This window comes from Lysinibacillus sp. FN11, from assembly GCF_024628845.1.
Taxonomy (GTDB): Bacteria; Bacillota; Bacilli; order Bacillales_A; family Planococcaceae; genus Lysinibacillus; species Lysinibacillus capsici.
In genome coordinates this window covers 945,653-966,344 of sequence record NZ_CP102383.1, presented here as the reverse complement: position 1 = coordinate 966,344, position 20,692 = coordinate 945,653, and the positions used below count along the sequence as shown (strand labels likewise).

General features: G+C 29.0%; 42 protein-coding genes. All 42 read right to left on the bottom strand.

Annotation, left to right across the window (positions count from 1 at the left end; all coding sequences use genetic code 11):
- Nucleotides 1-25 precede the first annotated feature (25 nt).
- The 42 genes from NP781_RS04855 to NP781_RS04650 all read right to left on the bottom strand — a co-directional run bounded on the left by NP781_RS04855 (nucleotide 26) and on the right by NP781_RS04650 (nucleotide 20,660).
- Nucleotides 26-295, bottom strand: coding sequence for a hypothetical protein (locus NP781_RS04855; RefSeq protein ID WP_257521581.1), 270 nt, complete (start codon nucleotides 293-295; stop codon nucleotides 26-28).
- A 2-nt stretch (nucleotides 296-297) separates the two neighbouring features.
- Nucleotides 298-855 carry a hypothetical protein gene (locus NP781_RS04850; protein ID WP_257521580.1) on the bottom strand — a complete coding sequence of 186 codons (558 nt, stop codon included), beginning with the start codon at nucleotides 853-855 and terminating at the stop codon, nucleotides 298-300.
- A gap of 4 nt (nucleotides 856-859) precedes the next feature.
- The gene (locus NP781_RS04845; protein WP_257521579.1) at nucleotides 860-1,048 is read right to left on the bottom strand and encodes an antitoxin; all 189 of its coding nucleotides are present in this window, start codon (nucleotides 1,046-1,048) and stop codon (nucleotides 860-862) included.
- Between the two features lie 190 nt (nucleotides 1,049-1,238).
- On the bottom strand, nucleotides 1,239-1,877 hold the full coding sequence (locus tag NP781_RS04840) for a hypothetical protein (protein WP_257521578.1): 639 nt from the start codon (nucleotides 1,875-1,877) through the stop codon (nucleotides 1,239-1,241).
- 38 nt (nucleotides 1,878-1,915) lie between these two features.
- Complete coding sequence (locus NP781_RS04835; protein WP_257521577.1) at nucleotides 1,916-2,182, bottom strand: Lar family restriction alleviation protein; 267 nt, start codon at nucleotides 2,180-2,182, stop codon at nucleotides 1,916-1,918.
- 40 nt (nucleotides 2,183-2,222) lie between these two features.
- A complete protein-coding gene (locus NP781_RS04830; RefSeq protein WP_257521576.1) occupies nucleotides 2,223-2,564 on the bottom strand; it encodes a hypothetical protein in 342 nt (113 codons plus the stop codon).
- 40 nt (nucleotides 2,565-2,604) lie between these two features.
- Nucleotides 2,605-2,778 carry a hypothetical protein gene (locus NP781_RS04825; RefSeq protein WP_257521575.1) on the bottom strand — a complete coding sequence of 58 codons (174 nt, stop codon included), beginning with the start codon at nucleotides 2,776-2,778 and terminating at the stop codon, nucleotides 2,605-2,607.
- A gap of 234 nt (nucleotides 2,779-3,012) precedes the next feature.
- Nucleotides 3,013-3,252 (bottom strand): hypothetical protein, encoded by a 240-nt coding sequence (locus tag NP781_RS04820; RefSeq protein WP_257521574.1) that lies wholly within the window; start codon nucleotides 3,250-3,252, stop codon nucleotides 3,013-3,015.
- Between the two features lie 29 nt (nucleotides 3,253-3,281).
- Nucleotides 3,282-3,674: a ribonuclease H family protein gene (locus tag NP781_RS04815; protein ID WP_257521573.1), complete on the bottom strand. Its 393-nt coding sequence runs from the start codon at nucleotides 3,672-3,674 to the stop codon at nucleotides 3,282-3,284.
- Between the two features lie 342 nt (nucleotides 3,675-4,016).
- A complete protein-coding gene (locus NP781_RS04810; RefSeq protein ID WP_257521572.1) occupies nucleotides 4,017-4,466 on the bottom strand; it encodes a hypothetical protein in 450 nt (149 codons plus the stop codon).
- 264 nt (nucleotides 4,467-4,730) lie between these two features.
- The gene (locus tag NP781_RS04805) at nucleotides 4,731-5,714 is read right to left on the bottom strand and encodes a phage lytic cycle repressor MrpR family protein (protein WP_257521571.1); all 984 of its coding nucleotides are present in this window, start codon (nucleotides 5,712-5,714) and stop codon (nucleotides 4,731-4,733) included.
- A 2-nt stretch (nucleotides 5,715-5,716) separates the two neighbouring features.
- Entirely contained in the window at nucleotides 5,717-7,057 is a 1,341-nt protein-coding gene (locus NP781_RS04800) for a hypothetical protein (protein WP_257521570.1), read from the bottom strand.
- Nucleotides 7,058-7,120: 63 nt separating this feature from the next.
- Nucleotides 7,121-8,185, bottom strand: coding sequence for a tyrosine-type recombinase/integrase (locus NP781_RS04795; RefSeq protein WP_257521569.1), 1,065 nt, complete (start codon nucleotides 8,183-8,185; stop codon nucleotides 7,121-7,123).
- A gap of 132 nt (nucleotides 8,186-8,317) precedes the next feature.
- Nucleotides 8,318-8,569 (bottom strand): hypothetical protein, encoded by a 252-nt coding sequence (locus NP781_RS04790; protein WP_257521568.1) that lies wholly within the window; start codon nucleotides 8,567-8,569, stop codon nucleotides 8,318-8,320.
- Nucleotides 8,570-8,606: 37 nt separating this feature from the next.
- On the bottom strand, nucleotides 8,607-9,089 hold the full coding sequence (locus NP781_RS04785) for a hypothetical protein (protein WP_257521567.1): 483 nt from the start codon (nucleotides 9,087-9,089) through the stop codon (nucleotides 8,607-8,609).
- 56 nt (nucleotides 9,090-9,145) lie between these two features.
- Nucleotides 9,146-9,841, bottom strand: a complete 696-nt coding sequence (locus tag NP781_RS04780) for a hypothetical protein (protein ID WP_257521566.1) — start codon at nucleotides 9,839-9,841, stop codon at nucleotides 9,146-9,148.
- A gap of 43 nt (nucleotides 9,842-9,884) precedes the next feature.
- Entirely contained in the window at nucleotides 9,885-10,067 is a 183-nt protein-coding gene (locus NP781_RS04775; protein ID WP_257521565.1) for a hypothetical protein, read from the bottom strand.
- Nucleotides 10,068-10,224: 157 nt separating this feature from the next.
- Nucleotides 10,225-10,587, bottom strand: a complete 363-nt coding sequence (locus NP781_RS04770) for a hypothetical protein (protein ID WP_257521564.1) — start codon at nucleotides 10,585-10,587, stop codon at nucleotides 10,225-10,227.
- A 56-nt stretch (nucleotides 10,588-10,643) separates the two neighbouring features.
- Nucleotides 10,644-10,850 (bottom strand): hypothetical protein, encoded by a 207-nt coding sequence (locus NP781_RS04765; RefSeq protein WP_257521563.1) that lies wholly within the window; start codon nucleotides 10,848-10,850, stop codon nucleotides 10,644-10,646.
- Between the two features lie 12 nt (nucleotides 10,851-10,862).
- Entirely contained in the window at nucleotides 10,863-11,036 is a 174-nt protein-coding gene (locus NP781_RS04760; RefSeq protein ID WP_257521562.1) for a hypothetical protein, read from the bottom strand.
- A gap of 18 nt (nucleotides 11,037-11,054) precedes the next feature.
- Nucleotides 11,055-11,396, bottom strand: coding sequence for a hypothetical protein (locus NP781_RS04755; RefSeq protein WP_257521561.1), 342 nt, complete (start codon nucleotides 11,394-11,396; stop codon nucleotides 11,055-11,057).
- Nucleotides 11,396-11,593, bottom strand: a complete 198-nt coding sequence (locus tag NP781_RS04750; RefSeq protein WP_257521560.1) for a hypothetical protein — start codon at nucleotides 11,591-11,593, stop codon at nucleotides 11,396-11,398. The genes NP781_RS04755 and NP781_RS04750 overlap by 1 nt, the downstream gene beginning before the upstream one ends.
- A 50-nt stretch (nucleotides 11,594-11,643) precedes the next feature.
- Nucleotides 11,644-12,144, bottom strand: a complete 501-nt coding sequence (locus NP781_RS04745) for a hypothetical protein (RefSeq protein ID WP_257521559.1) — start codon at nucleotides 12,142-12,144, stop codon at nucleotides 11,644-11,646.
- A gap of 50 nt (nucleotides 12,145-12,194) precedes the next feature.
- Nucleotides 12,195-12,446, bottom strand: coding sequence for a hypothetical protein (locus NP781_RS04740; protein WP_257521558.1), 252 nt, complete (start codon nucleotides 12,444-12,446; stop codon nucleotides 12,195-12,197).
- Between the two features lie 20 nt (nucleotides 12,447-12,466).
- Nucleotides 12,467-12,988, bottom strand: coding sequence for a transcriptional regulator (locus NP781_RS04735; RefSeq protein ID WP_257521557.1), 522 nt, complete (start codon nucleotides 12,986-12,988; stop codon nucleotides 12,467-12,469).
- A gap of 39 nt (nucleotides 12,989-13,027) precedes the next feature.
- The gene (locus NP781_RS04730; protein WP_257521556.1) at nucleotides 13,028-13,675 is read right to left on the bottom strand and encodes an HNH endonuclease; all 648 of its coding nucleotides are present in this window, start codon (nucleotides 13,673-13,675) and stop codon (nucleotides 13,028-13,030) included.
- 32 nt (nucleotides 13,676-13,707) lie between these two features.
- Entirely contained in the window at nucleotides 13,708-14,022 is a 315-nt protein-coding gene (locus NP781_RS04725) for a hypothetical protein (RefSeq protein ID WP_257521555.1), read from the bottom strand.
- 52 nt (nucleotides 14,023-14,074) lie between these two features.
- On the bottom strand, nucleotides 14,075-14,254 hold the full coding sequence (locus NP781_RS04720) for a hypothetical protein (RefSeq protein WP_257521554.1): 180 nt from the start codon (nucleotides 14,252-14,254) through the stop codon (nucleotides 14,075-14,077).
- Between the two features lie 41 nt (nucleotides 14,255-14,295).
- Nucleotides 14,296-14,478, bottom strand: coding sequence for a hypothetical protein (locus NP781_RS04715; RefSeq protein WP_257521553.1), 183 nt, complete (start codon nucleotides 14,476-14,478; stop codon nucleotides 14,296-14,298).
- Nucleotides 14,479-14,514: 36 nt separating this feature from the next.
- Nucleotides 14,515-15,240, bottom strand: a complete 726-nt coding sequence (locus NP781_RS04710; RefSeq protein WP_257521552.1) for an HNH endonuclease — start codon at nucleotides 15,238-15,240, stop codon at nucleotides 14,515-14,517.
- Between the two features lie 46 nt (nucleotides 15,241-15,286).
- Entirely contained in the window at nucleotides 15,287-15,502 is a 216-nt protein-coding gene (locus NP781_RS04705; protein ID WP_257521551.1) for a hypothetical protein, read from the bottom strand.
- A gap of 13 nt (nucleotides 15,503-15,515) precedes the next feature.
- Nucleotides 15,516-15,719 (bottom strand): hypothetical protein, encoded by a 204-nt coding sequence (locus NP781_RS04700; protein WP_257521550.1) that lies wholly within the window; start codon nucleotides 15,717-15,719, stop codon nucleotides 15,516-15,518.
- A 34-nt stretch (nucleotides 15,720-15,753) separates the two neighbouring features.
- Nucleotides 15,754-15,987: a hypothetical protein gene (locus NP781_RS04695; protein ID WP_257521549.1), complete on the bottom strand. Its 234-nt coding sequence runs from the start codon at nucleotides 15,985-15,987 to the stop codon at nucleotides 15,754-15,756.
- 278 nt (nucleotides 15,988-16,265) lie between these two features.
- On the bottom strand, nucleotides 16,266-17,084 hold the full coding sequence (locus NP781_RS04690; RefSeq protein WP_257521548.1) for a BRO family protein: 819 nt from the start codon (nucleotides 17,082-17,084) through the stop codon (nucleotides 16,266-16,268).
- Nucleotides 17,085-17,142: 58 nt separating this feature from the next.
- On the bottom strand, nucleotides 17,143-17,712 hold the full coding sequence (locus NP781_RS04685; protein WP_257521547.1) for a metallophosphoesterase family protein: 570 nt from the start codon (nucleotides 17,710-17,712) through the stop codon (nucleotides 17,143-17,145).
- A 14-nt stretch (nucleotides 17,713-17,726) separates the two neighbouring features.
- The gene (locus tag NP781_RS04680; protein WP_257521546.1) at nucleotides 17,727-18,068 is read right to left on the bottom strand and encodes a hypothetical protein; all 342 of its coding nucleotides are present in this window, start codon (nucleotides 18,066-18,068) and stop codon (nucleotides 17,727-17,729) included.
- 14 nt (nucleotides 18,069-18,082) lie between these two features.
- Nucleotides 18,083-18,235 carry a hypothetical protein gene (locus NP781_RS04675; protein ID WP_257521545.1) on the bottom strand — a complete coding sequence of 51 codons (153 nt, stop codon included), beginning with the start codon at nucleotides 18,233-18,235 and terminating at the stop codon, nucleotides 18,083-18,085.
- The gene (locus NP781_RS04670; protein ID WP_257521544.1) at nucleotides 18,235-18,426 is read right to left on the bottom strand and encodes a hypothetical protein; all 192 of its coding nucleotides are present in this window, start codon (nucleotides 18,424-18,426) and stop codon (nucleotides 18,235-18,237) included. The genes NP781_RS04675 and NP781_RS04670 overlap by 1 nt, the downstream gene beginning before the upstream one ends.
- A 35-nt stretch (nucleotides 18,427-18,461) precedes the next feature.
- Nucleotides 18,462-18,740 carry a hypothetical protein gene (locus NP781_RS04665; RefSeq protein ID WP_257521543.1) on the bottom strand — a complete coding sequence of 93 codons (279 nt, stop codon included), beginning with the start codon at nucleotides 18,738-18,740 and terminating at the stop codon, nucleotides 18,462-18,464.
- A gap of 36 nt (nucleotides 18,741-18,776) precedes the next feature.
- Nucleotides 18,777-19,559 (bottom strand): phage antirepressor KilAC domain-containing protein, encoded by a 783-nt coding sequence (locus NP781_RS04660; RefSeq protein ID WP_257521542.1) that lies wholly within the window; start codon nucleotides 19,557-19,559, stop codon nucleotides 18,777-18,779.
- Between the two features lie 42 nt (nucleotides 19,560-19,601).
- Nucleotides 19,602-19,826 carry a hypothetical protein gene (locus NP781_RS04655; RefSeq protein WP_257521541.1) on the bottom strand — a complete coding sequence of 75 codons (225 nt, stop codon included), beginning with the start codon at nucleotides 19,824-19,826 and terminating at the stop codon, nucleotides 19,602-19,604.
- 249 nt (nucleotides 19,827-20,075) lie between these two features.
- The gene (locus NP781_RS04650) at nucleotides 20,076-20,660 is read right to left on the bottom strand and encodes a hypothetical protein (protein WP_257521540.1); all 585 of its coding nucleotides are present in this window, start codon (nucleotides 20,658-20,660) and stop codon (nucleotides 20,076-20,078) included.
- Nucleotides 20,661-20,692 lie beyond the last annotated feature (32 nt).

Below are 20,692 nucleotides of genomic sequence, written 5' to 3'. Positions count from 1 at the left end.
TTTTTTAAATAAAAACATCCTATTATTAAACGTCATCATTTATATCACATTCTTTAACCTTGTCCCATAGTAGTCCTCCGTATGATTCATCATCTCTCTTATTGAATGCTAAACATACTCCGTTACTTTGATAATGGTTAGCTTTATCAACTCTCCAGAATGGACAGTATTTAATGTCACCGCCTTCTCCTACCCACTCATAACAATATAGTCCTTTTGGTATTAATGTTTTTTTATTTTTAAATTTACGTCTCTTGCCTCTAAGTTTCATTTTTGTTCTATGGTAGTTTTTCATATTTATTTACCTACCAAATCAAAATAATCATTTAAATAATGGTATTTTCTTTTGTTTTTAGTGAATTTCTTAGCGAGATCATTCTTTTTTATATGTACAATTTTATTACCTATCACACGTATCTCCATCGACCCGTAATTAAATACATGTCTTCTATTGAATACTTTTGGTCTTCCTTGACCAAAATTCCTTGATAAAATAATGTTACGAGTTAACTTCTTTTTAGCCACTTCTAATGAAGTGTTTTCGTTATTTAAAAAAGTCTCGCAGTAATATTTGTAAGCATCTTCTGAAAGATTAAGTGGATGTTTTAATATATATTCTTCAACAATTTTCCAATATTCTTTTCTTTCTTCAAGTGTTGCTCGACGAACAACACTTTTTGTGGGTTTATATTTTTTATTATTACTGTATTCTACAAAATTAGCGAGCTGGTGTTTACCTTGACTATCTACTAAGATTACATCACCTCTTTTTAAATTCTTAATGTCAGTATTAAAATAATAGATTACTCCCTTATCTTGTCCACTTATTAAATTAAAAGTTACTTCTACAATCATATCACTATTCCCCTTTCCAAATACCTTCATTAATTGATTCAGCCTCATTTTCAACACTGTACCACTCATTAACTATATCTAGATTAATTTTAGCCATTTCTTGATATCCGATTTCCATTTGCTTGATCCATGCTTCTCGAAGCTTGTCCTGTATTCTAGAATCTTCACTTAGCTGCTTTATTTCTTCAATCATTCCACCCATCTCCATTCATTATTATGTATTTATTTAGTTAATCACCGACAATTTGCTACATAACAACTTTACTACTGATTGAGAATGGATTTACATTCCTATATTTCTACTAGAATATGTATACCTTACTATATTAAGTTTAAATAATCAATAGTTTTATGTATTTATTTATATAAAATTCCACTATTATTCAATCTTCTTTGTACTCTGGATGTTCTTCTAACCATTCAAGATATCTTGGTAAATCATAAGAATTATAACCTTCTATGCTTGCTTCCATAAATGACTCTGCAACTTTTTTCAATTTTAATAAATCATTCTTAGTCATACATATTTTAATAGAAGTTTTTACATTCTCTGATTTATCTCTCCATCTATTCATTATCATCTTTGGTTCAGAGATAGTCATATAGTAGTAATCAAATGTTTGATATTCTGTTTCAAAATGTTGTTTGACTATACATCTTTCTACTTCAAATACATACCCATACTCCATCTCGAAATGATCTTCATGTTTAACTCTTTTATAATAATCCTTAGCATGGAATCCAAATTCTACACCTCTTTCATTCTCTAACATGAATCCTTTATCTGATAATAAATAATCAATTGTATTAGCCAATGAATTAATTTTAGGGAAATCGTGAGTGTGACTATGCATTACTAGATTCCCTTTATATAGAATATCTATGTTGTAATAAAAATACATTATTTCATTATCTTTATTTACTAATCTTCCCTCTCTAAATGGTTGGATTGATGGCTTTGAGTATGTAATTATTAAATCATCTTTAATAAATGTACTTCTTATTGTTTTTTCTCTCATCATAATTACTCATCTCCTTTTTTAATAATAGAGTGGTTTTATTAAATTCCTTTGTGTATATTCCAAGCCTGTATAGCTTCATCCCTACTTTCATAAAGATATACTCCAATTGTTGCGTCATCTACATCATAAGTGGCAATTGGACAGCCTTCATTTTCTTCGTGAACATGCCGTATTTTAAATGATAAACCTGACCACGGATCTTTCTCATATTCCTCGTCACGCAGATTTCCTTCGTCATCGCTAACAACAAGTTGAGCTTGTCCACCGCAAAACGGACACGGTTTAAGCTTATTGATATTACTCATCTCGATTACTCCTTTGTTAAAAATTTTTCATTCTAAAAATCTAGCCTATATAAACATCTTCAAATACTACTCTTTCATTAGATAGTTTCATATTAAAATCTTTAATCTTCTTAGTTAATGTATACTTTTTACACTCTCCGCACCAAGCATATGGATATGTACTATTAACTTTATTTCCCAATTTATGTTCTATGTATTTGTTAAACTTATCAATGTCATGTTTTCGCCAAAAGAAAATCTTATTACACTCGTATTGCTCTTCAAAGCTTTTATCATATTTAACTTCCATATCGGTACAAGTATCAACAGATCCTCCATAAATTTCAAAACTCTCTTGGGGATGCGATTCGCTTACCCAGATATCGCCTAGCTTTAATTTCATACAAATAACCCCTTCCAGTGTATGTGTATGGCATGTATTGTTAAAATCCTACGTACTTCATTAATATCTGAAATGGACGGTAATCGTTAGATATGTATCGCATATTACTACCTACTTGCCATCCATTTTTATTGCATTCTACAATGTTTTCATAAAGCTCAATTTCATTACTTGCTTTAAGAATCTTCTTTCCGTTAAATTTATTGAATTCCATATTTGTATCCTCTTTTATGTATAATTAATTTTTAATAAAATCTATATATTATGTTATTATGTATTTATTTAATATCTAACTTCTTTTACTGCTCCAACACTCAGCATGTATTTTGTATAACAAATTGAATCACAGTATAAATTTGAATCATCAATAAGGTATTCATCTTTTCTGGTTAACTCATTAGAACAATCCTTATTCGCACAACAACCAATCACATTAATATCGTGATATTTATTCAGATTCTTCACCCTCTCCAACTTTGTTATTTTCTTGGAGTGGATTGTATTCCCTTTGTAGCTCAAAATACTTGAATCCTGCCCCTACTTTAATGTCAACCATCTGTTTAACAAACCATTCACATTTAGCAATCCAAGTCTTCATACTGTCATCATTTTTAAACATTGATCCATTATCATAGTCATCGATAATATAATCAAATGTATTTCGTAAATTTACAATATCTTTATTCATTTTAATCTCACCTTTATGTATATGTATTTTTAGATTACTACTCTTCTAAGTTTTGTTTGCATCATCTTTCGACATTCTGTATCAGCAATTTTAATTCTATAATGCTTTCTGTTCTTCCACATAATATTTGATTTTGTCACCTTGAGTAAATGTGCTATGTATCGATAATCCTCATTACTAAACTTTCCATGTTTTACTCCAAATACTGTAACTAATGAATCTGTATAGATCGTCACCCCTTCCCAATCTTTCTTTAAAACCATTTGTAACGCTTTAATAATTGTAGTTGCTTCTGCTTTTGTAGAGGAAGAATCAAAACCTATAAAAGTTCTTCGCTTGATTTTATTATTTCCTTTCATTACAAAATAGTGATGAGTTGATACACCGTCTTTGTAACTACTGTCTGTATAAATTTTTAACATATGATTACTCACCTTCCTTATTTAAAATTTAAATCCATTAACACTCAATATATGTATTTTGATCTAACTTCGAATTACTTAATAAATCATTTATGTATAATATCCAATCGTTTGCAGCCTTTATTGAATTGTATGTTTTTTCATAAACATAACCACTTTCATCTCTAATTTTGTATCCCTCTCCACAAATATTGGAGATAACGAAGAGATTATTTTTAACAGATGTACACAACATTTTAAAACCACCTTTATGTATTTATTTTAATTATATATTTATTGATGTGATATTGGCGCTCTGTACCATTACCACATCAGTTTTTCACAAAGACAACATAATAAGTCTCACCCCTTGATTTTCCTTAGCACCTCATAACTTGGATAGTTAACATTTAAGTATTTTTTTATCTCATCTATGTTAGATGCACCATCAGTTTCAATTGTAGTTAAATCTTCTGTATTATACAAAAAAATATTACTATGCATCAATATTAAAGTATAATCTCCTTTTCCATCAATTCTTATCATATCTGTCATGTCAAACAACTTATTATTAGATAGATAGTATTTTACTTCTGGTGTCCGTTTAAGAATACTAATTACATCTCCATCTTCAGTTATTTCTGCGATTTCAACAAAATGAAAATCTGTACAGTCAGAGATTAACTTATTCCCTTTTACATTTGTTACGCTTAATCCATTAGTAGGTATTAAACCATCATAAAGCGCTAATAACTCTTCTGGGCTATTGTTCTGAATTACTACATCAGATTGAATCTTTGCTACTATTGTCATAATCATATACTCCCCCTTTTGGCTTATACATAGTATAAATAGTTACTTTATTAATACAATTTTACCAATTGTCTAAAATAATGTCAATCTAAAAATGAAAACATTTGTTCGTATTTTTGTTCGATATTTTTTAAGAACATTTAAATAGTTATTTTCTTTCTCATAATTTATATCCTCTTAAAAAGCATCGAATATCATTAATATATTTATATATTTATATGTATAAGAGAGCTGAATGATAATTTCATTCAGTCTTTCTATTCTTTATATCTTAACCTCAAAATGCCCATATTCATCTTGCATGAAATCAAAATCCATTGTTTCTCTGATTCGTTGAAGTTGAGGATATTCTTTATTATTAGATATTATAGTACTCAAATTGTATTTTTTAACTAACTCTTCTACAATGTTTAAATCAAAAACACGTTCGCCTTTTTTATTCATCCATTCATTTGCATAATACATCATTCCAGAAATCTCAATAGTTGTTGCAGTTACGTTACTGTCCTCAAATGTATCTTTTATTCTCTGCATAATTATTGTACTAATCATGGATGCTGTAATACGAATATCATTGTCTTTTCCCAATCTATTCTTTCTAAATACATATTCGCCATCAACTAATCGAGCCATTTTTCCACTTGGACTTTTAATTTCTGTAGTATTATAAGTTTTAATTAATAAATCATAAAGGTCTTTAGATACTTCAATTTGTCTACTATCTAAGTTTATTTCATCTGAAAGTACATTTAAAAAATATTTATCATCTTTTGTAGTAATGTCATCAATTCTTAAATTTCTTATTTCAGAAAAAGATGATCCTACTATTCCTTCAAACAATAAAAGCACAATAGCCTTATCCCTATTATTATCTAGTAATTCAATTTTATTAAGAAGTTCTTCTCTTGTGTAATAATGTTTACCTGCATTCCAAACATAAGTAGAAACATACTCATCATTAATTACATCAACAATTGGATGTGTTGGAGAAGCGCTATGACCATTATCGATAGCCCATGTTATATAATTTTTTATAGTATTAATAAATATAATTGCAGATCTCTTTGTCTGTCTTTTTGCTTGTCTAAATAATAAATCTAACATGGAGTTATCCATATCGTATAAATCTGTTTCATGTTTTCTTTCAAATGATTCAGTACGATTAAAGATTGAGTAATATGTTTTCTTAGATGAATCTGATAAATTTAATGTTTCAAGAAATGATTTCTTGTATTCCTCGTTATACATAATCACTTCACGCCTTTCTTATACATATCTGTAAATATCTTTATCAAAGCTTTTCTATCTTTAACATTTAACTTCATTTTTCCACTAACTATCTTACTTAACTTAGATTCTGATTTATGGAATTCATTTATGTCAATAATATCTTCTATTTTTTCAAATGGAATTTCATTATCCTTCATTAATTTAATTAAATGTAGGTGTCCTTCAAATACATCAGCGTCAAACAGTAGACTGTAATCACTTACCATATAGTTTTTATAAATACCAAATAGATATACTAAATATTCATTTATAGCTTTTGCAAGTTTTCTTGCATCTAATATACTATCTAATTTAAATACATTGTTTATTTGAGTATTAATTATTTTATAAGTTGTAAAGTCGCTACCTTTTATAGAGGATTTAGCATCACTAGCTGATGTTATTCGATTCTTTAATTGTCCTTCTACTTTTAAAATATTCACAACTTCATTTGAGTATGATTTATTGTCTAATTCTTCTACTCGACTTCTTGATAATGGAGTATGTTTATCTAAATCAACTTGATATCTCTTAACTTCTGCATCTGATTTATTAGAAATTGTTATTGGGAAAGAACCTTTAATATTAGAGTCTTTATTATAAGCACTGTAATTACCTAATAGTCTATGCATTCCATCAACAATATCTAAAACAGTGCCTTCATTTATTTTTAGAGTATGATTTTTATCATCGTATACAAGTTCTACCCCTTCTAGAGCAGTCATTTGATGTGCATTAAGTGTAATTGTAGTTGGTCTTAAAACACCTTTTAAAATCTCATTTCTAATCTGTGTAATTTTACTTTGATAAATAATAGGCTTCTCTATTTCTACACCAAAACGAACAACTTTCTTCATACCACGTTGAACATTAGCGTTGTAATCTAATTTTCCTGATTTATATAATCTAGCTAATTCTTTTCTTGTTAGGGTTGCATTATAATAACCGTCACCTAAGTCAGTTACATTATGAATTGTCATTGGGAAATCAATAATATCTGTTGATGAAGATCCTACAAATTGATATCCGCCAATTTCTTTTTGTTCACGATCAGTAAACCATTCATTCATCCATTCACTCTGGTTCATTCCTAATTTAACGACTAATTGCTGCCCAAATAATGCAATCTCTTCAAATTCTAACTTACTTACATTATTAACATTGTTAAATAAGGAATAAATCTTAGCACTTTCAATACCATGTTTCATATTTAGGTGTTCAACAATTAAATCTACTTCATCTTTGTCTACATTAGATGAGAAAGCATTTATTAAACTTTTAACTTCAATCTCTAATTGTTCATTATCTTTACCTAATTTCATTAATTTCCCTCCCTTAATTACAAGAGATATTTTATCATCTAGTAATTAATTTTTCATTAAATATTACATATTATTTTTCTTATTTTTTATTTTATTATTTAAAAGTAGAAGCATTTCTGGACGCATTTCACTTAATGCTTCTAAAAGTAATCCGTGTGATACTGTTTTATAAATATCTTCATCAGTACTCATTTTTGCTGAAATAATACCTGTAACATTTAAATTAGTTAATCTTAAATACCTCATTGTTGTATTAACATTACTATGTCTAGCCTTCTTCTTTGCTGAATCTATACAGTTTCCATTATTAAGATAGCACATTGTTACAGCTAGTTTTTTAAATGAGTGGAAACTGTAGTCTATCCCTGTTTTATTTAATAATTTATTTCCTCTTTCCATCATACCTACTAATTGTTTATATGTTAGAGTAAATAATTTTTTATCATTTCCAATTGTTTTTAATTGTAAGAGTTCATTGTATAACTCTTTACTTATCTTATCAATCCATTCTTGATTACCTTTACCCTTGTTAAAACCATAGGATTTTAGAATAACTCCATCCTCAACCTCTATAAAATTTGACCATTCAACTGACAATAACTCACTTGCTCTCATGCCTGTTTCAGCAGCTAAGTTTATTATTAATGATTTTTCTAATCCTTGATCTTCTTTTCCAAAGTAATCAGCATATTCCATTGCTAAATCAAAAGGAATCATTTCTATTTCTTCACTTGTATCAGGTAATGATTTTATCACTGATAAATCATTTAAATCGTATTTAATTACTTTTCTACCTCTTAAGTGTTCAATAAGAGATTTGATTGCCGACTGACGATTATTTATAGTTTGATTTGAATATTTTCTTTTTCCATCCTCTTTTTCAAGGTAAAACAGATCATCGAAATATTCAAATAAAACATCTGAGTTTAATCCATTTTCAATATCACTTACTGTTATATATTTATAATCACTTTTAAACAATATGTCTTTAAAAACCCTATTCAATGCAGAACGATAAGTTTTTTCTGTATTTATTGATTTTTTACCCTTAAATTTTAAAAAATCTTCAATGTGAGAACCTATATAATTATCTATATATGTTGTCGTTGCATAATCAGTCATAGCCATTCATTACAACTCCTTCTCATGTTATATGTATTAATGCTATTATACATAATCGATTCTACAATTTCAAGTATTTTATGTATTTATTTTAATTACAACATGAGAAGGATGTTTTTTATAATGTGTTCCAATTATTTAAAGTCGCTCATTAATCATTTGATTTGATACTTTGGTATGTAACTCAACAACACTTTCCAATCCATATAGTACATTATATTGCTTTTCAATATTGTCGTCATTCCAAAGTAACGTTTCCCAACCCCAAGCTTCAAAATTAGGATTAGAGAACTTTCTGTAAATACTAGAGATTCTATAATTCGTATTTATTCTGGTATTAATACTTGTGCTACAATAACCGTATTCTTCAGCAAAATCTTTATAATACATCACTACATTCCCCCTTTCCGTAAAAGTTAAATATTATTCAATCCCGATACATTGTCCAATGAAAATCATCATCATCTTCAATTTTATCCTTAAATATTTCTTTAACTGTTTCAGTTTTATGTATAACAATAAACAACGATCCATTTACCTTACTAACAATGGATGTTTGAGCTTCATTATTATACTCATCCTCCCCTTCCCAGTTTGGATAGAAAACCTCAGAAGTATTATCTTCAAAGTTTAATACTAATTGAGCAATATCGTTATATGCTAATACTCGATCAAACGGAAGCCCAGAATCTATAAAGTTAATATTTCTATTCTCATTTGTATTAGCGTCTTTATGTATTTCAATATAAAATTTATTAGCTGATTCAATATCACTAATTGAATTACATGCGATTCTAGAGTAGCTTTTCTCAAATTCTCCTAAATAGAAGTCACCTATTTCATTTTTATACACAGTGAAGTCATCACAATTCTCAAATGCTAACATAATACTTACTAACTCTTTACTCATTAATTATCCACTCTCCTTTTCCATAATACTTACCTATTATATAATTTTATATTTATTTACTTTTCAAAAATTGTACGACTATATAACTTTCCACTACCTGTATATAAATATGTATGCATAAATAACAGTGAAGCGTAATCTAAATATTCTTGTTCATCATCTATATAGAAAATAATCTTGCCAAAATTCTTGTATGCAATGTCTTTTAATTTACTGATCTTTTTTTTCTTGCCTTTATTTGCGCAAATTAAATTCGGACGTTTTAATTCATGTTTGTCTAAATAATTATGTATTGTTTCTAATGATGGGTTAGCACTATTGATAATTACTCTATACCTTTCATTCATCAAATACTTATACAATGAATGGAATTTCGGATTAGTAATTGTCTTATCAAAATCTAAAACAACAATCGGTTGGGTACCTTTATATATATCCAAATTCTTGCAGAAACTACCTCTATTCTGCTTTACAATTTTATCCACATCATCCACTTCATATTCTCTAGGTAGTTTGTAAATACCTCTTAATTTATTGGTTGCAAACGCAAAGTAATCGAACATTGATTTGAATTGTAACCTCTCTAATTTTTTATTTAATTCTTCTTCATTACCATATACGAATATATTCTTCATTACGTGTTTCATGAATATTGTTTCTCGTCTAGTTAATAACGTTTTACTTAACCCGAATTCATTTAGAATATCTGTGGGCATACCTGTTAAGTATGTACTATCAATTGTGGTTGTCATATTTTTTCTCCTTCTTTGTATTTATTGCAATAATATTTAGTTATTATTTAATGTTAAAATAATCACTTCCTTGATGAAAGTTAATCACCATACCGACTTCTCCATACATTTTTACTGACTTCCCATTATTATATGGTACACCTTTGTAATGCTTATCTTTTTCAAAATAAATTCCACTGTCTACTTTCCAATCTTTAATACATAGATATTGTTGACTTTTAGACATTAAGCATTACCTCCCTGTTTTAGCTGTTCCTTAATCCAATATAATCATTTATAGCAAACAACAATCTATCCAATTCTCTTTTAGAACGTCTATTTGACAGTGTTCCATTTAAATTGATATTCAACTTACCTTCTTTTCTCATGATTACTCCTATTCTTTAATTAATTTCTTTTATTTTGATGTTTAACATGTCCATTACATATAACATTCCTTCAACGTATTCATCCCACCCCTTCGACTTCATCAATTTGAGTTGTTTAAAAATCATTTCTTCTGGTTTTTCATCATTATACTCTTCTGAACTCTTCTCTAGTTCACATTTTGAAATACATCTTACCTGATCAGGCTGCACCCTAGTACTTTCTGCACGCCAAACTACAGTACCTTGTTTAGATATTTTATCAAAATGCATTATGTATTCTTTATCGAAAGTATCATAATCAGTAATTTGACCTGTTCTTCCGAAATGTTGATGATTTGTGTATGTAATTCTAACGAAACTAAATAATCCTACCTTCATGTTTATCTCTCTCTTTCGTAATATATCTCTTTTATTTAATGCGTTTTATTCGAATTTTATTTGATTCTTGTTATAGTAACTTCTCTACCAATATCGTCTTCTACAATCATTGGATTATTTAAATTTAATCTCATCATAGAGAAATGTAATCCTGTCTCTTCTGCAAATTCAGCAAGTAGGACATACTTAGTTTGTAGAAAAGCTATACATTCGTAAAGCGATCCTTCATAATTATAAGATTCTGATTTTATACTAAACTCCACTTTATTACCTCCTCAGCAATTTGAATTTTTCTTCATATGTCTAGCTAAATCAAACCAACTTTGCATACTCTTAATATCTTTTTCACAAGCTCTCAACTGAATTTCTTCGCCACCCACTACAGATTTCATAACAATTTCATTTGTTTCATAATCCATTGTAAATGACCAGTGTTTAATTTTTATCAACAAATCAACTCCTCAACCTTATAATCTTTCTTCAGTTAAATTATCTACTACTTCATATGTATTTTTTAATATGCACAACCTGCTAACATAGTACAATCCATTTCTCCATTCTACGTAATACTCACCATGAGCATACTGGATCACACCCGTACCTAACCTGTGTTTGATGACATCATTTAGAAATACTTCTTTCCCATTCTTATCTGTTTCACCAATTGAAGATTCTGGTTTTCCAACCATAACTACTCCATCCCCATCTTCATCGCCTATATACCACCAAATCGAGTGGTCTTTTTCATCTTGTATAAATGCCGTTCCATAAATCCAGTCTCCACCGTCATAAGCTCTATGTAATTGCATCAATGTTTCTCCTTTTTAATCAGATTACCGTCTGTTCTTTGTTGATATTGATTGTATGACTCCATAAACTCAGAAGTGATCTCAGGTTCAGGAGGCATGCCATCAGAAACGCTCTTGATGAATGATTCATCTTTTAGATTATCAATCATTTTACCAAAAACGTTCACTTTAGCTTCCGTTACTTCTATTGACTTCATTACTACATTCCACCTTTTAGATAATACATCTGCTTTATGTAACTTTCTTTTTAAAAACTAATTACTTTAACGTCATTTTCTTGTACTTTACGATTGTAGAAGCTGCTTATTTCATCCAATTTATTTCTAGCTACTTTTTTGTCTTTAAATATTAATCTACTCATAATATTTAACACCTGCATATTAGGATGATATTTACCTTCTTTTATCTCATTAATTAATTCTAAATCGTTTCTGTACCATGCATATGCTATTGCAATGGCAGGACTTCTACTAACACCTGCATGACAATGTATAACTAGCTCATCAAACTGATCAATTTCATCAAATAATTTTATAAGCATTTTTCCATCGCTCATATTAAACCAGTTCCAATTAGAAGGTAAGCCTACTCTCGGTTCAATATCATAAAAAACCATAGATAAAACAATCTGATATGGATAGTTCAAGCTTTCTAATTCATATCCTCCATCCGATACCCTGACAATTGCTGATTTACCTTGTGGTACATAATTTTGTGCTTGGCTCATACTTAAAATAGTAACTTTCATATTCAATTTCACTCCTTTTGATTTCATAATAGACGGCTTTTATTTAATTTCTACATCTTATCTAAGTAATACTGAAACAAGACACTGCCATACATACCCATACCAAGCTTTCTACCATATTTAAATATTTCTTCATCTGTAGGATTATTATATTTAAATTTATAAACCTTTTTACACTCATCCATATTTGAAAGTAATAATTTATCAAGTCTTTCAAAAAGATCACAAATTAGTTTGTATCCTTTATCTGGACGCATTTTGAAAGCGTGTAGAGTTACACCTACATAATTACTATGCAACATTTCATCTTGTCTCCTATGTATTAAATTTGAATTCCTAAAACATCATTTAATCCATCAAAATTCTTATCATCTAAATATTTGTTAATTAAATTCTCTTTATTGTAGTTCATCATTTCTGTAATCAATTTATTTGTTTCAGGTTTGAATTTATCTGGAATACCATACTCCCACTTTCTTGACCCTTGTGTTTCTAAATCAAACTTCTCTGTATTTACCTCAATAATAATCAGATCTAAATTGTAGCCTTGTCTCTTCATTTCATTATGTATTATCGGATTAATAAACTCATATGTATTAGAGATTTCAAAGAACTGTCTCAACGACAATCTTACAAACTTATTGCCACTTTGAAAAACAAAAGTGTCAGAAGGATTTTCTAGTTGCTGCGTGTTGAGATTTATTATTATTTCTTTATCTTCTGTAGGGATGAAATGATAAATTAAACTATCTCTCAAGATTGATAAATATTGATGTGCAAATACAATTCTTAATTTATCTCCAGTTACCTTTGTATAAAATGGTTTCATATATTGAACTTGCATAATCTCATCTCCCTTTGTTTTAATAAGATTAAATGACAATTATTTACAATTACCTTTCAAATTCTTAATTTCATGACTATCAAAGTTTATCCATTTTAATATTCTATCGAGTTTATTTTTCTCAAATAATTCATTATCGACATTATACCATTCGTGTAATTTCTGTTTCCTCTTTCTACTATTGCAACTTTTACAAGATGGTACACAATTAGTTACATCGTTCAATCCATCGTGTTGAACATGTTCTTTATGTAATCTTTGTTTATAAAATTCTTTATGTTCTTCTTCAGTCATCCCACAATATGCACAAGAGTAACTAAAGTATCTTTTACATTCTTCCCACTCAAATTCTGTTATCTCATGATTCCTGTGGTTCTCTGCCCACTCTTTAAATTTATCTATATTATCCTTTCTGTATTGCTTATACCATCCTTCGGCGTATTTCTTTTTATTGTATTCTAACCTCTTCTTTTTAGAATGTTCTCTACTATCCCTTATTCTTGCAGCCTCACGATGTCTTTCTCTGTTATTCCTAATCCAATCAGCAGTTCTCTTTCGTTGACACTCTTTACATTCCGAACTATAAATTTGTTTCTTTTCTTCTTTTTTATTTTTATAATTTATTGTGTAAAATAGATCTACACTTTTGTTGTCTTTACATGTTTTACATATTTTGTTCAACTGCAATTGATCTCCCTTCTTTTAATAATCTGCGACTATCATTTAATCTTTGTAGTAAAAAACCTCTTTAACCAATCATCATTATCCTCATTATTAACATCTTCTGTAGTCAAAAAGTTATTTAACGAAGACTTAACTAATGAATTCATATGATTCAATTCAGTTTCTATTTTAATAAACTTCTCATAATTATCTTCATATTGTTTTTGCATCTCTTTAGCTACCCATTCAACATTAGAAATTAAATCTTCAATTCTCCAATTTTCAGATTTAGCAGCACTTATGAAGGTCAATAATTGGTCTGAAGAGTCTTTAACATTGTACTTAAATATTCTACTTATCTTTTTATCCATCAAAAACACCTCTTATGTATTTGTTTATATAAAATGAAATTATTATTAAATCTTATAAACTACCCCAATAATCCAAATCAATAGCATCTTTAATATCCTGAATTAAATCACCATTTTCACTTTTATCTTCCAATACTTTTTCCTCCACTGAAGAACCGCATAAAGTGCATCTTGTTACTGGTCTAACCATAGTGTGATATTCTACTTTAGAACATTGCCAAACTTTCATCATAACTCTTCATCCTTTCGTAAAAGTAATCTATTATTTAAGCTTTAATCTAACTTTCCATTTCTTTTCAGCCATTTAATTTCTAATAGCAAATCTGGAATAGTATGTTTAACGAATGTCTCAACATAGTCAATGTCTTCAAGCTTTTCGATGACACTTGTTTCATTTATACATTTTAATTGATATTCTGCTCGTTTAACTAATTCGTCAAATAAATTCGTTGTCATAAAAACATCTCCTTTGGCTTTCATAAAAGCGTTCTATTATTTAATAATATTCAACTTTGCTTTCTCGCCTTTTAATTCAATTGCACCTTTGTTATAAGCTATCGCAGCTTCATTTTCACAATCATATGTACCCATGTTAACATTTCTTTTGCTATTATTATCCCAAACCTGCGCTAACCACTTACCATTAAAGAAACTGACTCCTCTATAAGCAGATGTTGTTTTTCTTCTTGATATGTAAGATTCCCATTCTTCTACATCCATAAGTGGACAATCATTCAGTTGAGAGAACTCTCCGAACATTTTTTCAGCGTAATAATTATAACAATTAGCGGCGGCGATCTCATTTGTGTAACCGCCTTTATTGCTGTATTTTTCGCCATCTGTTATTTTTACAATCCATAATTTTCTAACCTTATCCCAAACCACTCCTTTATATTTAGACGTTGTTGGTTTGTTTTTGTACATTCTATGAGGTTTCTTATTCCTCATATTCTCTTGATGACTACAGATTCGTAAATTTTCACGCCTATTATCTAGTTTATCACCATTTATATGGTCAATATGAACTCCTTTTTCTCTCGAAGGATTCATTAATATCCTATGTAAATTATCGTATGGTAATTTCAAACTTTTATCAATCGGAGTACAATATACGTATCCATCTTTATATATCTTACATGTATATTTATCATTTATTAAATTAAAATCTTCATTAGATACTAAAAATAATGTTCCATCAGTAGTCATAATTTCTTTCAATTTACCATCTCCTACTACACTGTATTATTTACGTGATATCAACTTATTATAAAACTTCTAATTCTAAAGCACTGAATTGACGAGGTGTATCAGTGATTAATTTATTCAAGTTAGGATCATCTAACTTCACAATGTATGGGAAAATAAAACTGTTAATCTCTGAAATAACACCTGTAGCACCTTGAATCTTCTCATCGATACCCATACCATTTGTTGCAAAATCACCGATATTCACCTTTACTTTTTGATCAACTTTTAACATAAAAACAACTCCTTTATACTAAGTCTGAATCAGTCAAAATATTTATCGTTTCTATTTCAAGAAACTCTGCACCTAACGATAATCCATCTGTAGTAACTTTGTGTATAACAATACCATCATTACCTAGAGCGTTTTTCCTAGCATATAATTTCAATCCGTTTTTCTTAGTTCCGATTAACTTGAAACCATCATCTAATAAGTCATTCTCTGTCACCATAAACATTTCCTCCTCTCTCATTAAAATACGAATATTATTCAATTATTCTTATTACCGTTAATGGTCTACTATTTAAATCAAAAGCCTTAGTTATTGCTAATATAAATGATTCACTTTCAGTTTGAGCACCTACCCTACTCCAATTTACTTCATACCATCTGCCGTTTCTCCTACCTTCAATTGGAAGATCGCCTAATATAATTATTCCATATTCTTCAGTATCAACAATTTTAGCTACATGTTCATGTTTATAAAATGGATTAATCATTACTTCCCCTCCTAATATTTAGTAATGTCGATTTCTTAACCTAAGTATAATTGAATAAATACATAAAATCAACAATTAAATATGTATTTATATAATTAATTTTATAAAAGGGAAATATTATAAGAAAGAGTTTGTAGAATGAATTTTCAATACCACTACAAATAATAGGTATAATTCTGCTCAATTCCACAAACTCTTTCATTTTATGTATTTATCATTTTTACAAAACTAACAATGAAAGCCCTCTTACTGCTGCTATGTATAAAATCTTGATCGGATTAGTTCAATTGGAATCCATCTAATACTAATTCTTCATAAATCATATCAATACCAGAAGATTTCACTCGTGTTTGTGATTTACTGAAATCATCATTTACATTACGTGAAACTACATCAAAATATTCCTCATATGGTTGATTCGGTAAATTTGTATAAGATTTTCCTGATTTAGTTTTACTTAGTATGCCTTTTTCACGTAAATATTTAGTCAGTGCAATTCCACTAATTTTAAACTTATTACCATATTCTTCATCTGCTTTAGTTGATAGCATCTTGCTTACTTCAACAAAGTTATACGTGCTGTCGATATTTAAAAACTTATCATGTTTATCCGCTTTTACTTTTAATTTTTCATTATTATTTTGCAACTCTTTAAATACTTGCAGTTTTAACTCATCACTTAACCCATAGAAATATTTATCAACTACCTCTTGCTCACGATCCTTTTCGATATAAGCACCTGTCTCACGTAATGTCGGAATCACCTCATTAGTAATCCAGCGTTTGAACTCTCGTGACAACGTATAACGCTCTGCGTCTTTCTTTGTAATAGAACCTACAACCTGATATAACCCACCTTCATTTATGAAAGTTACATGATTACCACCCTTAGTATTCAAGTTACCCAAGTTCGGTAAGTTGCTTCTTGGAATCTTAACAATATCATCATCATCCACTTTGTCAGTTACTTTTTGTGTCGTTGTGTATTTTAATACTTGTGAGACATCTTTCGCTACAAACCAAATAATTTTATTTTCTTTAATTGCTCGCACTTCTCCAAATTTTTCACTTAAAAACTGTTCAATTTTGTTTGTCATTATAAGTTTTCTCCATTCTTTTTAAATTTTATGCATTTACTATAATAGATAACTATTATTAGATTGCTCGCATTTCTAAAAACTTCTGTTCAATCTCTGGTGTTCGTTCATCCATAACCTTAAATAATTCATCGATATGTATAAGCTCTCCAAATGGTTTATGTGAAAATATTGGACTGTCTACTCCAACATTAAGTTGATTTAAATAGGTGTTAGGCTCACTATGAATATGTCCAGATATACTCCACTTTCTTGGGCGCAATCCTATTTCCATAGGATAATGAGTTAACCACATTGAATGCTTATTGTATTTAATTTCAATTCCAACTTCATGATACTCATCAACTAAATGCAATTTATTAATTTTAGACCATGTTTTAGAGTAATCATGGTTGCCTTTAATCAATCGAATTTTACCGTTTAAACGCTGCAGAATATTTACTGTCTGTTCATAGTTACCTAGACAGAAATCGCCTAGGTGGTAGACAATATCGTTATAATTGATTTGATTATTCCATTTATTGATCATATCCTCTGTCATCTCATCTACAGTAGAATAAGGTCGATTTTCAAAATCTAAAATTTTCTTATGATGAAAGTGTGTATCACTTGTAAACCACGTGTTCATTACATTGTCCTCCTTTATTTCATCATTGAAATACTTGTACCTGCTTTCACGTCTCCACCAACATTACCACAGCTTACTGAAGTTCCTGCATTAACTGAACCATTAATATTTTGGCATGTAATTGATGTCCCACTCTTAACATCGCCTAATACGTCACCTTTAATTGTTGCAGAAGTTCCTGTTTCTAATTTATTTATATTCCCATCTACAATTATATGTACGTCTCCTGATAATTCACCTGTTTTAATAATGTTGCTGTCAACATAAATTTTATTATTAATTACTGAAATATTATTACCTTTTACATTTATTGTTTTACCGTTAATTGTTACTGAATTAAATGATTTTCCAAACATTATTTCACTCCTTATTATTTTTCACAAACAATATCCTCATATGCTTCTGGATTTGTTGTTATTGAATATCCAGTAAGGAATACTCCACCTATAAACGATAATAGTGAAACTAAAAGAAATGCTGAAATAAGCCCAACACTTATCCATGCTTTTACAAATTTACTCATTATGTATTTTCTCCTTTATCAATGTCACGCTTGATTCTTTCTAAAAAACTCAAAACAGTACTGTATGCCTCTTTAGCTCCAATACCATAGCCAAACAAATCATTATCAATTTCTATCACATAATTCTCTTTATCAATTTTTCGTTGTATGAAACTTATAAGTAAATCTATTTCCACTAAATATTTATTCATTACATACCTCCAAACTGTTTTATAATATTCTCATTTTACTTAATGTTAACTCTTGTAAAGTTATTACCAGTACCATTCTTTTCAATAAGTCTCATGTGGATTTCTTTAGAAGCAATAGACACTTCAAATTGATTGGTTGTAAATATGGTAGATCCATATTCAATAGTTTTAACTTCTACTTCTGAAATAGGAACATCATATTCTAATGATAAGTCATATTTAATTTCGTCAACCAAATGCTTCCCTTCATCTCCACATCCTGATAATAATGCTAATGTAGTAAAACCGATTAAGAACAATTTTGTCTTTTTCATCGCATATTCCAACCTTTCATAATAGGCTCGTTTTATCTAAACTGCTACCTCATTTTTCTTTTTCATTAATTTTTCAATGTATGTAATTCCCTTTGGCGTAACAAATGTTTGACTATGTACTTTAACAAATGAACCTTTAGTTATGGTATTTTCTTTAACTACAAAATAACCTGAATCAATAAATCGTTGATATGGAATATTATCTGATTTCAAAATTTTATTATCACGTAAAAATTCATACATTTTATTTCTACCTTTACCCAATAGTTTACCTGTCTTTTCAATGTTATGATATCCGTCAGCATCGATAAATGTATCAAACGATTCTACTTTAGGCTGTTGAATTTGTAATTGTTCTTCTAACTTTTCTTTCTCTTCAATATTCTCAATTAGCGCTAATAGAGCTTCTTTGTATGTAGTTGGAACTGTTTGTTTAACGCCTCTGATAAATGCATCTGCTAGTACATCTTTAGCTTTCAGTTGATATTCAATTAAATTATTGACAACATTTGGTGACTCGCTTTGCATCTTTGGAGTGATAGAAATTTTAGCCAACCAAAGTGGAAGCACTTCTAATTCAATACATATAATATCTCTACCCTGCCCCTTAAATTTGAGGGGAAGCTTTTTAACTCCACTTTTCAAAACTAAATCTTCTTGAATTTTCTTTACTTGTGCATCCTTTTGTTTTTCTGTCAACCCTATACCGTCACAAACCCAACTAACCGCAACGTAAATCTTTTCATCATTAATGCTCTGTACCGCCATCAGTGTTGATCCTTGAAAATCCACTTCTTTCACTGTTAATTCATTGTTCATCAATTTATCTCCTTTTATTTATTTTTTTATAATACTTTGTTTTTATTCAATGTCATTTCTATTAAAAACAACATCAACCATTCTAGTTTCTGTAATAGCAATAGGTGACCCGTCTTTGTCAGTGACATGTAGTTTTATAGTGTCATACCTCTTTAAATATTTGTTATTTGGTGTCTCAACAACATTTGCACCTTTCATTAACTTAAATTTCAAGTCACCTTTTAGAATCATTTCTTTAACTACTTTCCTTATGTACCATTTAATCATTATTATATATTCCTTTCGTTTTATGACTTAGTACTGTTCCTGATTTATTAGTAGATGTATGAGTAGTAAATTCATAATCCGCATACCCGTTGCATTGCTCACATTTAGAATTACCTAAATCAAACTCTACTACATTGCTTGTATGTACGTATCTATTACTACATTTGCTGCACGTTCTTATTTCTTCAATCGGAAATAAAGACATTTAGACACTTCCTCCATTCTTATTTAATAAAATGACTGTATTAATTAATCCCAACCATACTTTTCACCTTGACTAATAAACCACTGTTCTCCTTTTACTTTTTCTGGAGTGTCTTGATTTTTCCACATTTCAATAAACTCTCCTACAACCTCTTTATAGTTTGAAAAATCGTATTCAATTTTTGGTTGATTTCCATATGTATAACCACTAATTTCTTTATGATGACCTCGAATATTAATACCCCCTGCACTCACATCACAGAAATCAATCCCTTCAAAATTAGGATAATCTAATAGTCCTTCAGTAATACTTTTTTCAATTTCTAATAACTTATTTATATTATTCGAAAGTAATTCTTCATTTAAAAAAGGCTTATATTTAAATAATTCATAGTAAATCTTATTTAGATATTTAGCTCTCTTTTCTGCTTTGTCTAACTCTTTGAATAAATTTTTGCTGTTGCAATTTCTGCTGAAATTCTCTAGTTCTCCATTCTCTTTTAATGGTCTAAAGAAATAATATGAATTAGCTAAAATACCTTTTGTTATTTTACTACCGTAATTTTCAACAAGGTAATACCATTCTTTCTTCTCTACTTGTTCTTCCCATTCTTTCTTTGATATCTTCATACAGTAGTCCTCCCTTATTAAAATAAAAATCC

What these genes read in the sequence shown, in the direction of transcription:
- NP781_RS04655 (WP_257521541.1), bottom strand. Translation starts at nt 19,826, where the DNA reads ATGATTAAATGGTACATAAGGAAAGTAGTTAAAGAAATGATTCTAAAA.
- NP781_RS04670 (WP_257521544.1), bottom strand. Translation starts at nt 18,426, where the DNA reads ATGAATAAATATTTAGTGGAAATAGATTTACTTATAAGTTTCATACAA.
- NP781_RS04660 (WP_257521542.1), bottom strand. Translation starts at nt 19,559, where the DNA reads ATGAACAATGAATTAACAGTGAAAGAAGTGGATTTTCAAGGATCAACA.
- NP781_RS04790 (WP_257521568.1), bottom strand. Translation starts at nt 8,569, where the DNA reads ATGTATTATAAAGATTTTGCTGAAGAATACGGTTATTGTAGCACAAGT.
- NP781_RS04770 (WP_257521564.1), bottom strand. Translation starts at nt 10,587, where the DNA reads ATGAAGGTAGGATTATTTAGTTTCGTTAGAATTACATACACAAATCAT.
- NP781_RS04805 (WP_257521571.1), bottom strand. Translation starts at nt 5,714, where the DNA reads ATGTATAACGAGGAATACAAGAAATCATTTCTTGAAACATTAAATTTA.
- NP781_RS04675 (WP_257521545.1), bottom strand. Translation starts at nt 18,235, where the DNA reads ATGAGTAAATTTGTAAAAGCATGGATAAGTGTTGGGCTTATTTCAGCA.
- NP781_RS04800 (WP_257521570.1), bottom strand. Translation starts at nt 7,057, where the DNA reads ATGAAATTAGGTAAAGATAATGAACAATTAGAGATTGAAGTTAAAAGT.
- NP781_RS04725 (WP_257521555.1), bottom strand. Translation starts at nt 14,022, where the DNA reads ATGGATAAAAAGATAAGTAGAATATTTAAGTACAATGTTAAAGACTCT.
- NP781_RS04835 (WP_257521577.1), bottom strand. Translation starts at nt 2,182, where the DNA reads ATGAGTAATATCAATAAGCTTAAACCGTGTCCGTTTTGCGGTGGACAA.
- NP781_RS04810 (WP_257521572.1), bottom strand. Translation starts at nt 4,466, where the DNA reads ATGACAATAGTAGCAAAGATTCAATCTGATGTAGTAATTCAGAACAAT.
- NP781_RS04850 (WP_257521580.1), bottom strand. Translation starts at nt 855, where the DNA reads ATGATTGTAGAAGTAACTTTTAATTTAATAAGTGGACAAGATAAGGGA.
- NP781_RS04830 (WP_257521576.1), bottom strand. Translation starts at nt 2,564, where the DNA reads ATGAAATTAAAGCTAGGCGATATCTGGGTAAGCGAATCGCATCCCCAA.
- NP781_RS04695 (WP_257521549.1), bottom strand. Translation starts at nt 15,987, where the DNA reads ATGATTAATCCATTTTATAAACATGAACATGTAGCTAAAATTGTTGAT.
- NP781_RS04735 (WP_257521557.1), bottom strand. Translation starts at nt 12,988, where the DNA reads ATGCAAGTTCAATATATGAAACCATTTTATACAAAGGTAACTGGAGAT.
- NP781_RS04840 (WP_257521578.1), bottom strand. Translation starts at nt 1,877, where the DNA reads ATGATGAGAGAAAAAACAATAAGAAGTACATTTATTAAAGATGATTTA.
- NP781_RS04750 (WP_257521560.1), bottom strand. Translation starts at nt 11,593, where the DNA reads ATGAAGTCAATAGAAGTAACGGAAGCTAAAGTGAACGTTTTTGGTAAA.
- NP781_RS04755 (WP_257521561.1), bottom strand. Translation starts at nt 11,396, where the DNA reads ATGCAATTACATAGAGCTTATGACGGTGGAGACTGGATTTATGGAACG.
- NP781_RS04650 (WP_257521540.1), bottom strand. Translation starts at nt 20,660, where the DNA reads ATGAAGATATCAAAGAAAGAATGGGAAGAACAAGTAGAGAAGAAAGAA.
- NP781_RS04775 (WP_257521565.1), bottom strand. Translation starts at nt 10,067, where the DNA reads ATGTCTAAAAGTCAACAATATCTATGTATTAAAGATTGGAAAGTAGAC.
- NP781_RS04720 (WP_257521554.1), bottom strand. Translation starts at nt 14,254, where the DNA reads ATGATGAAAGTTTGGCAATGTTCTAAAGTAGAATATCACACTATGGTT.
- NP781_RS04665 (WP_257521543.1), bottom strand. Translation starts at nt 18,740, where the DNA reads ATGAAAAAGACAAAATTGTTCTTAATCGGTTTTACTACATTAGCATTA.
- NP781_RS04780 (WP_257521566.1), bottom strand. Translation starts at nt 9,841, where the DNA reads ATGACAACCACAATTGATAGTACATACTTAACAGGTATGCCCACAGAT.
- NP781_RS04745 (WP_257521559.1), bottom strand. Translation starts at nt 12,144, where the DNA reads ATGAAAGTTACTATTTTAAGTATGAGCCAAGCACAAAATTATGTACCA.
- NP781_RS04690 (WP_257521548.1), bottom strand. Translation starts at nt 17,084, where the DNA reads ATGACAAACAAAATTGAACAGTTTTTAAGTGAAAAATTTGGAGAAGTG.
- NP781_RS04825 (WP_257521575.1), bottom strand. Translation starts at nt 2,778, where the DNA reads ATGGAATTCAATAAATTTAACGGAAAGAAGATTCTTAAAGCAAGTAAT.
- NP781_RS04785 (WP_257521567.1), bottom strand. Translation starts at nt 9,089, where the DNA reads ATGAGTAAAGAGTTAGTAAGTATTATGTTAGCATTTGAGAATTGTGAT.
- NP781_RS04680 (WP_257521546.1), bottom strand. Translation starts at nt 18,068, where the DNA reads ATGTTTGGAAAATCATTTAATTCAGTAACAATTAACGGTAAAACAATA.
- NP781_RS04795 (WP_257521569.1), bottom strand. Translation starts at nt 8,185, where the DNA reads ATGGCTATGACTGATTATGCAACGACAACATATATAGATAATTATATA.
- NP781_RS04815 (WP_257521573.1), bottom strand. Translation starts at nt 3,674, where the DNA reads ATGTTAAAAATTTATACAGACAGTAGTTACAAAGACGGTGTATCAACT.
- NP781_RS04705 (WP_257521551.1), bottom strand. Translation starts at nt 15,502, where the DNA reads ATGTTAAAAGTTGATCAAAAAGTAAAGGTGAATATCGGTGATTTTGCA.
- NP781_RS04740 (WP_257521558.1), bottom strand. Translation starts at nt 12,446, where the DNA reads ATGTTGCATAGTAATTATGTAGGTGTAACTCTACACGCTTTCAAAATG.
- NP781_RS04685 (WP_257521547.1), bottom strand. Translation starts at nt 17,712, where the DNA reads ATGAACACGTGGTTTACAAGTGATACACACTTTCATCATAAGAAAATT.
- NP781_RS04855 (WP_257521581.1), bottom strand. Translation starts at nt 295, where the DNA reads ATGAAAAACTACCATAGAACAAAAATGAAACTTAGAGGCAAGAGACGT.
- NP781_RS04845 (WP_257521579.1), bottom strand. Translation starts at nt 1,048, where the DNA reads ATGATTGAAGAAATAAAGCAGCTAAGTGAAGATTCTAGAATACAGGAC.
- NP781_RS04715 (WP_257521553.1), bottom strand. Translation starts at nt 14,478, where the DNA reads ATGACAACGAATTTATTTGACGAATTAGTTAAACGAGCAGAATATCAA.
- NP781_RS04820 (WP_257521574.1), bottom strand. Translation starts at nt 3,252, where the DNA reads ATGAATAAAGATATTGTAAATTTACGAAATACATTTGATTATATTATC.
- NP781_RS04700 (WP_257521550.1), bottom strand. Translation starts at nt 15,719, where the DNA reads ATGGTGACAGAGAATGACTTATTAGATGATGGTTTCAAGTTAATCGGA.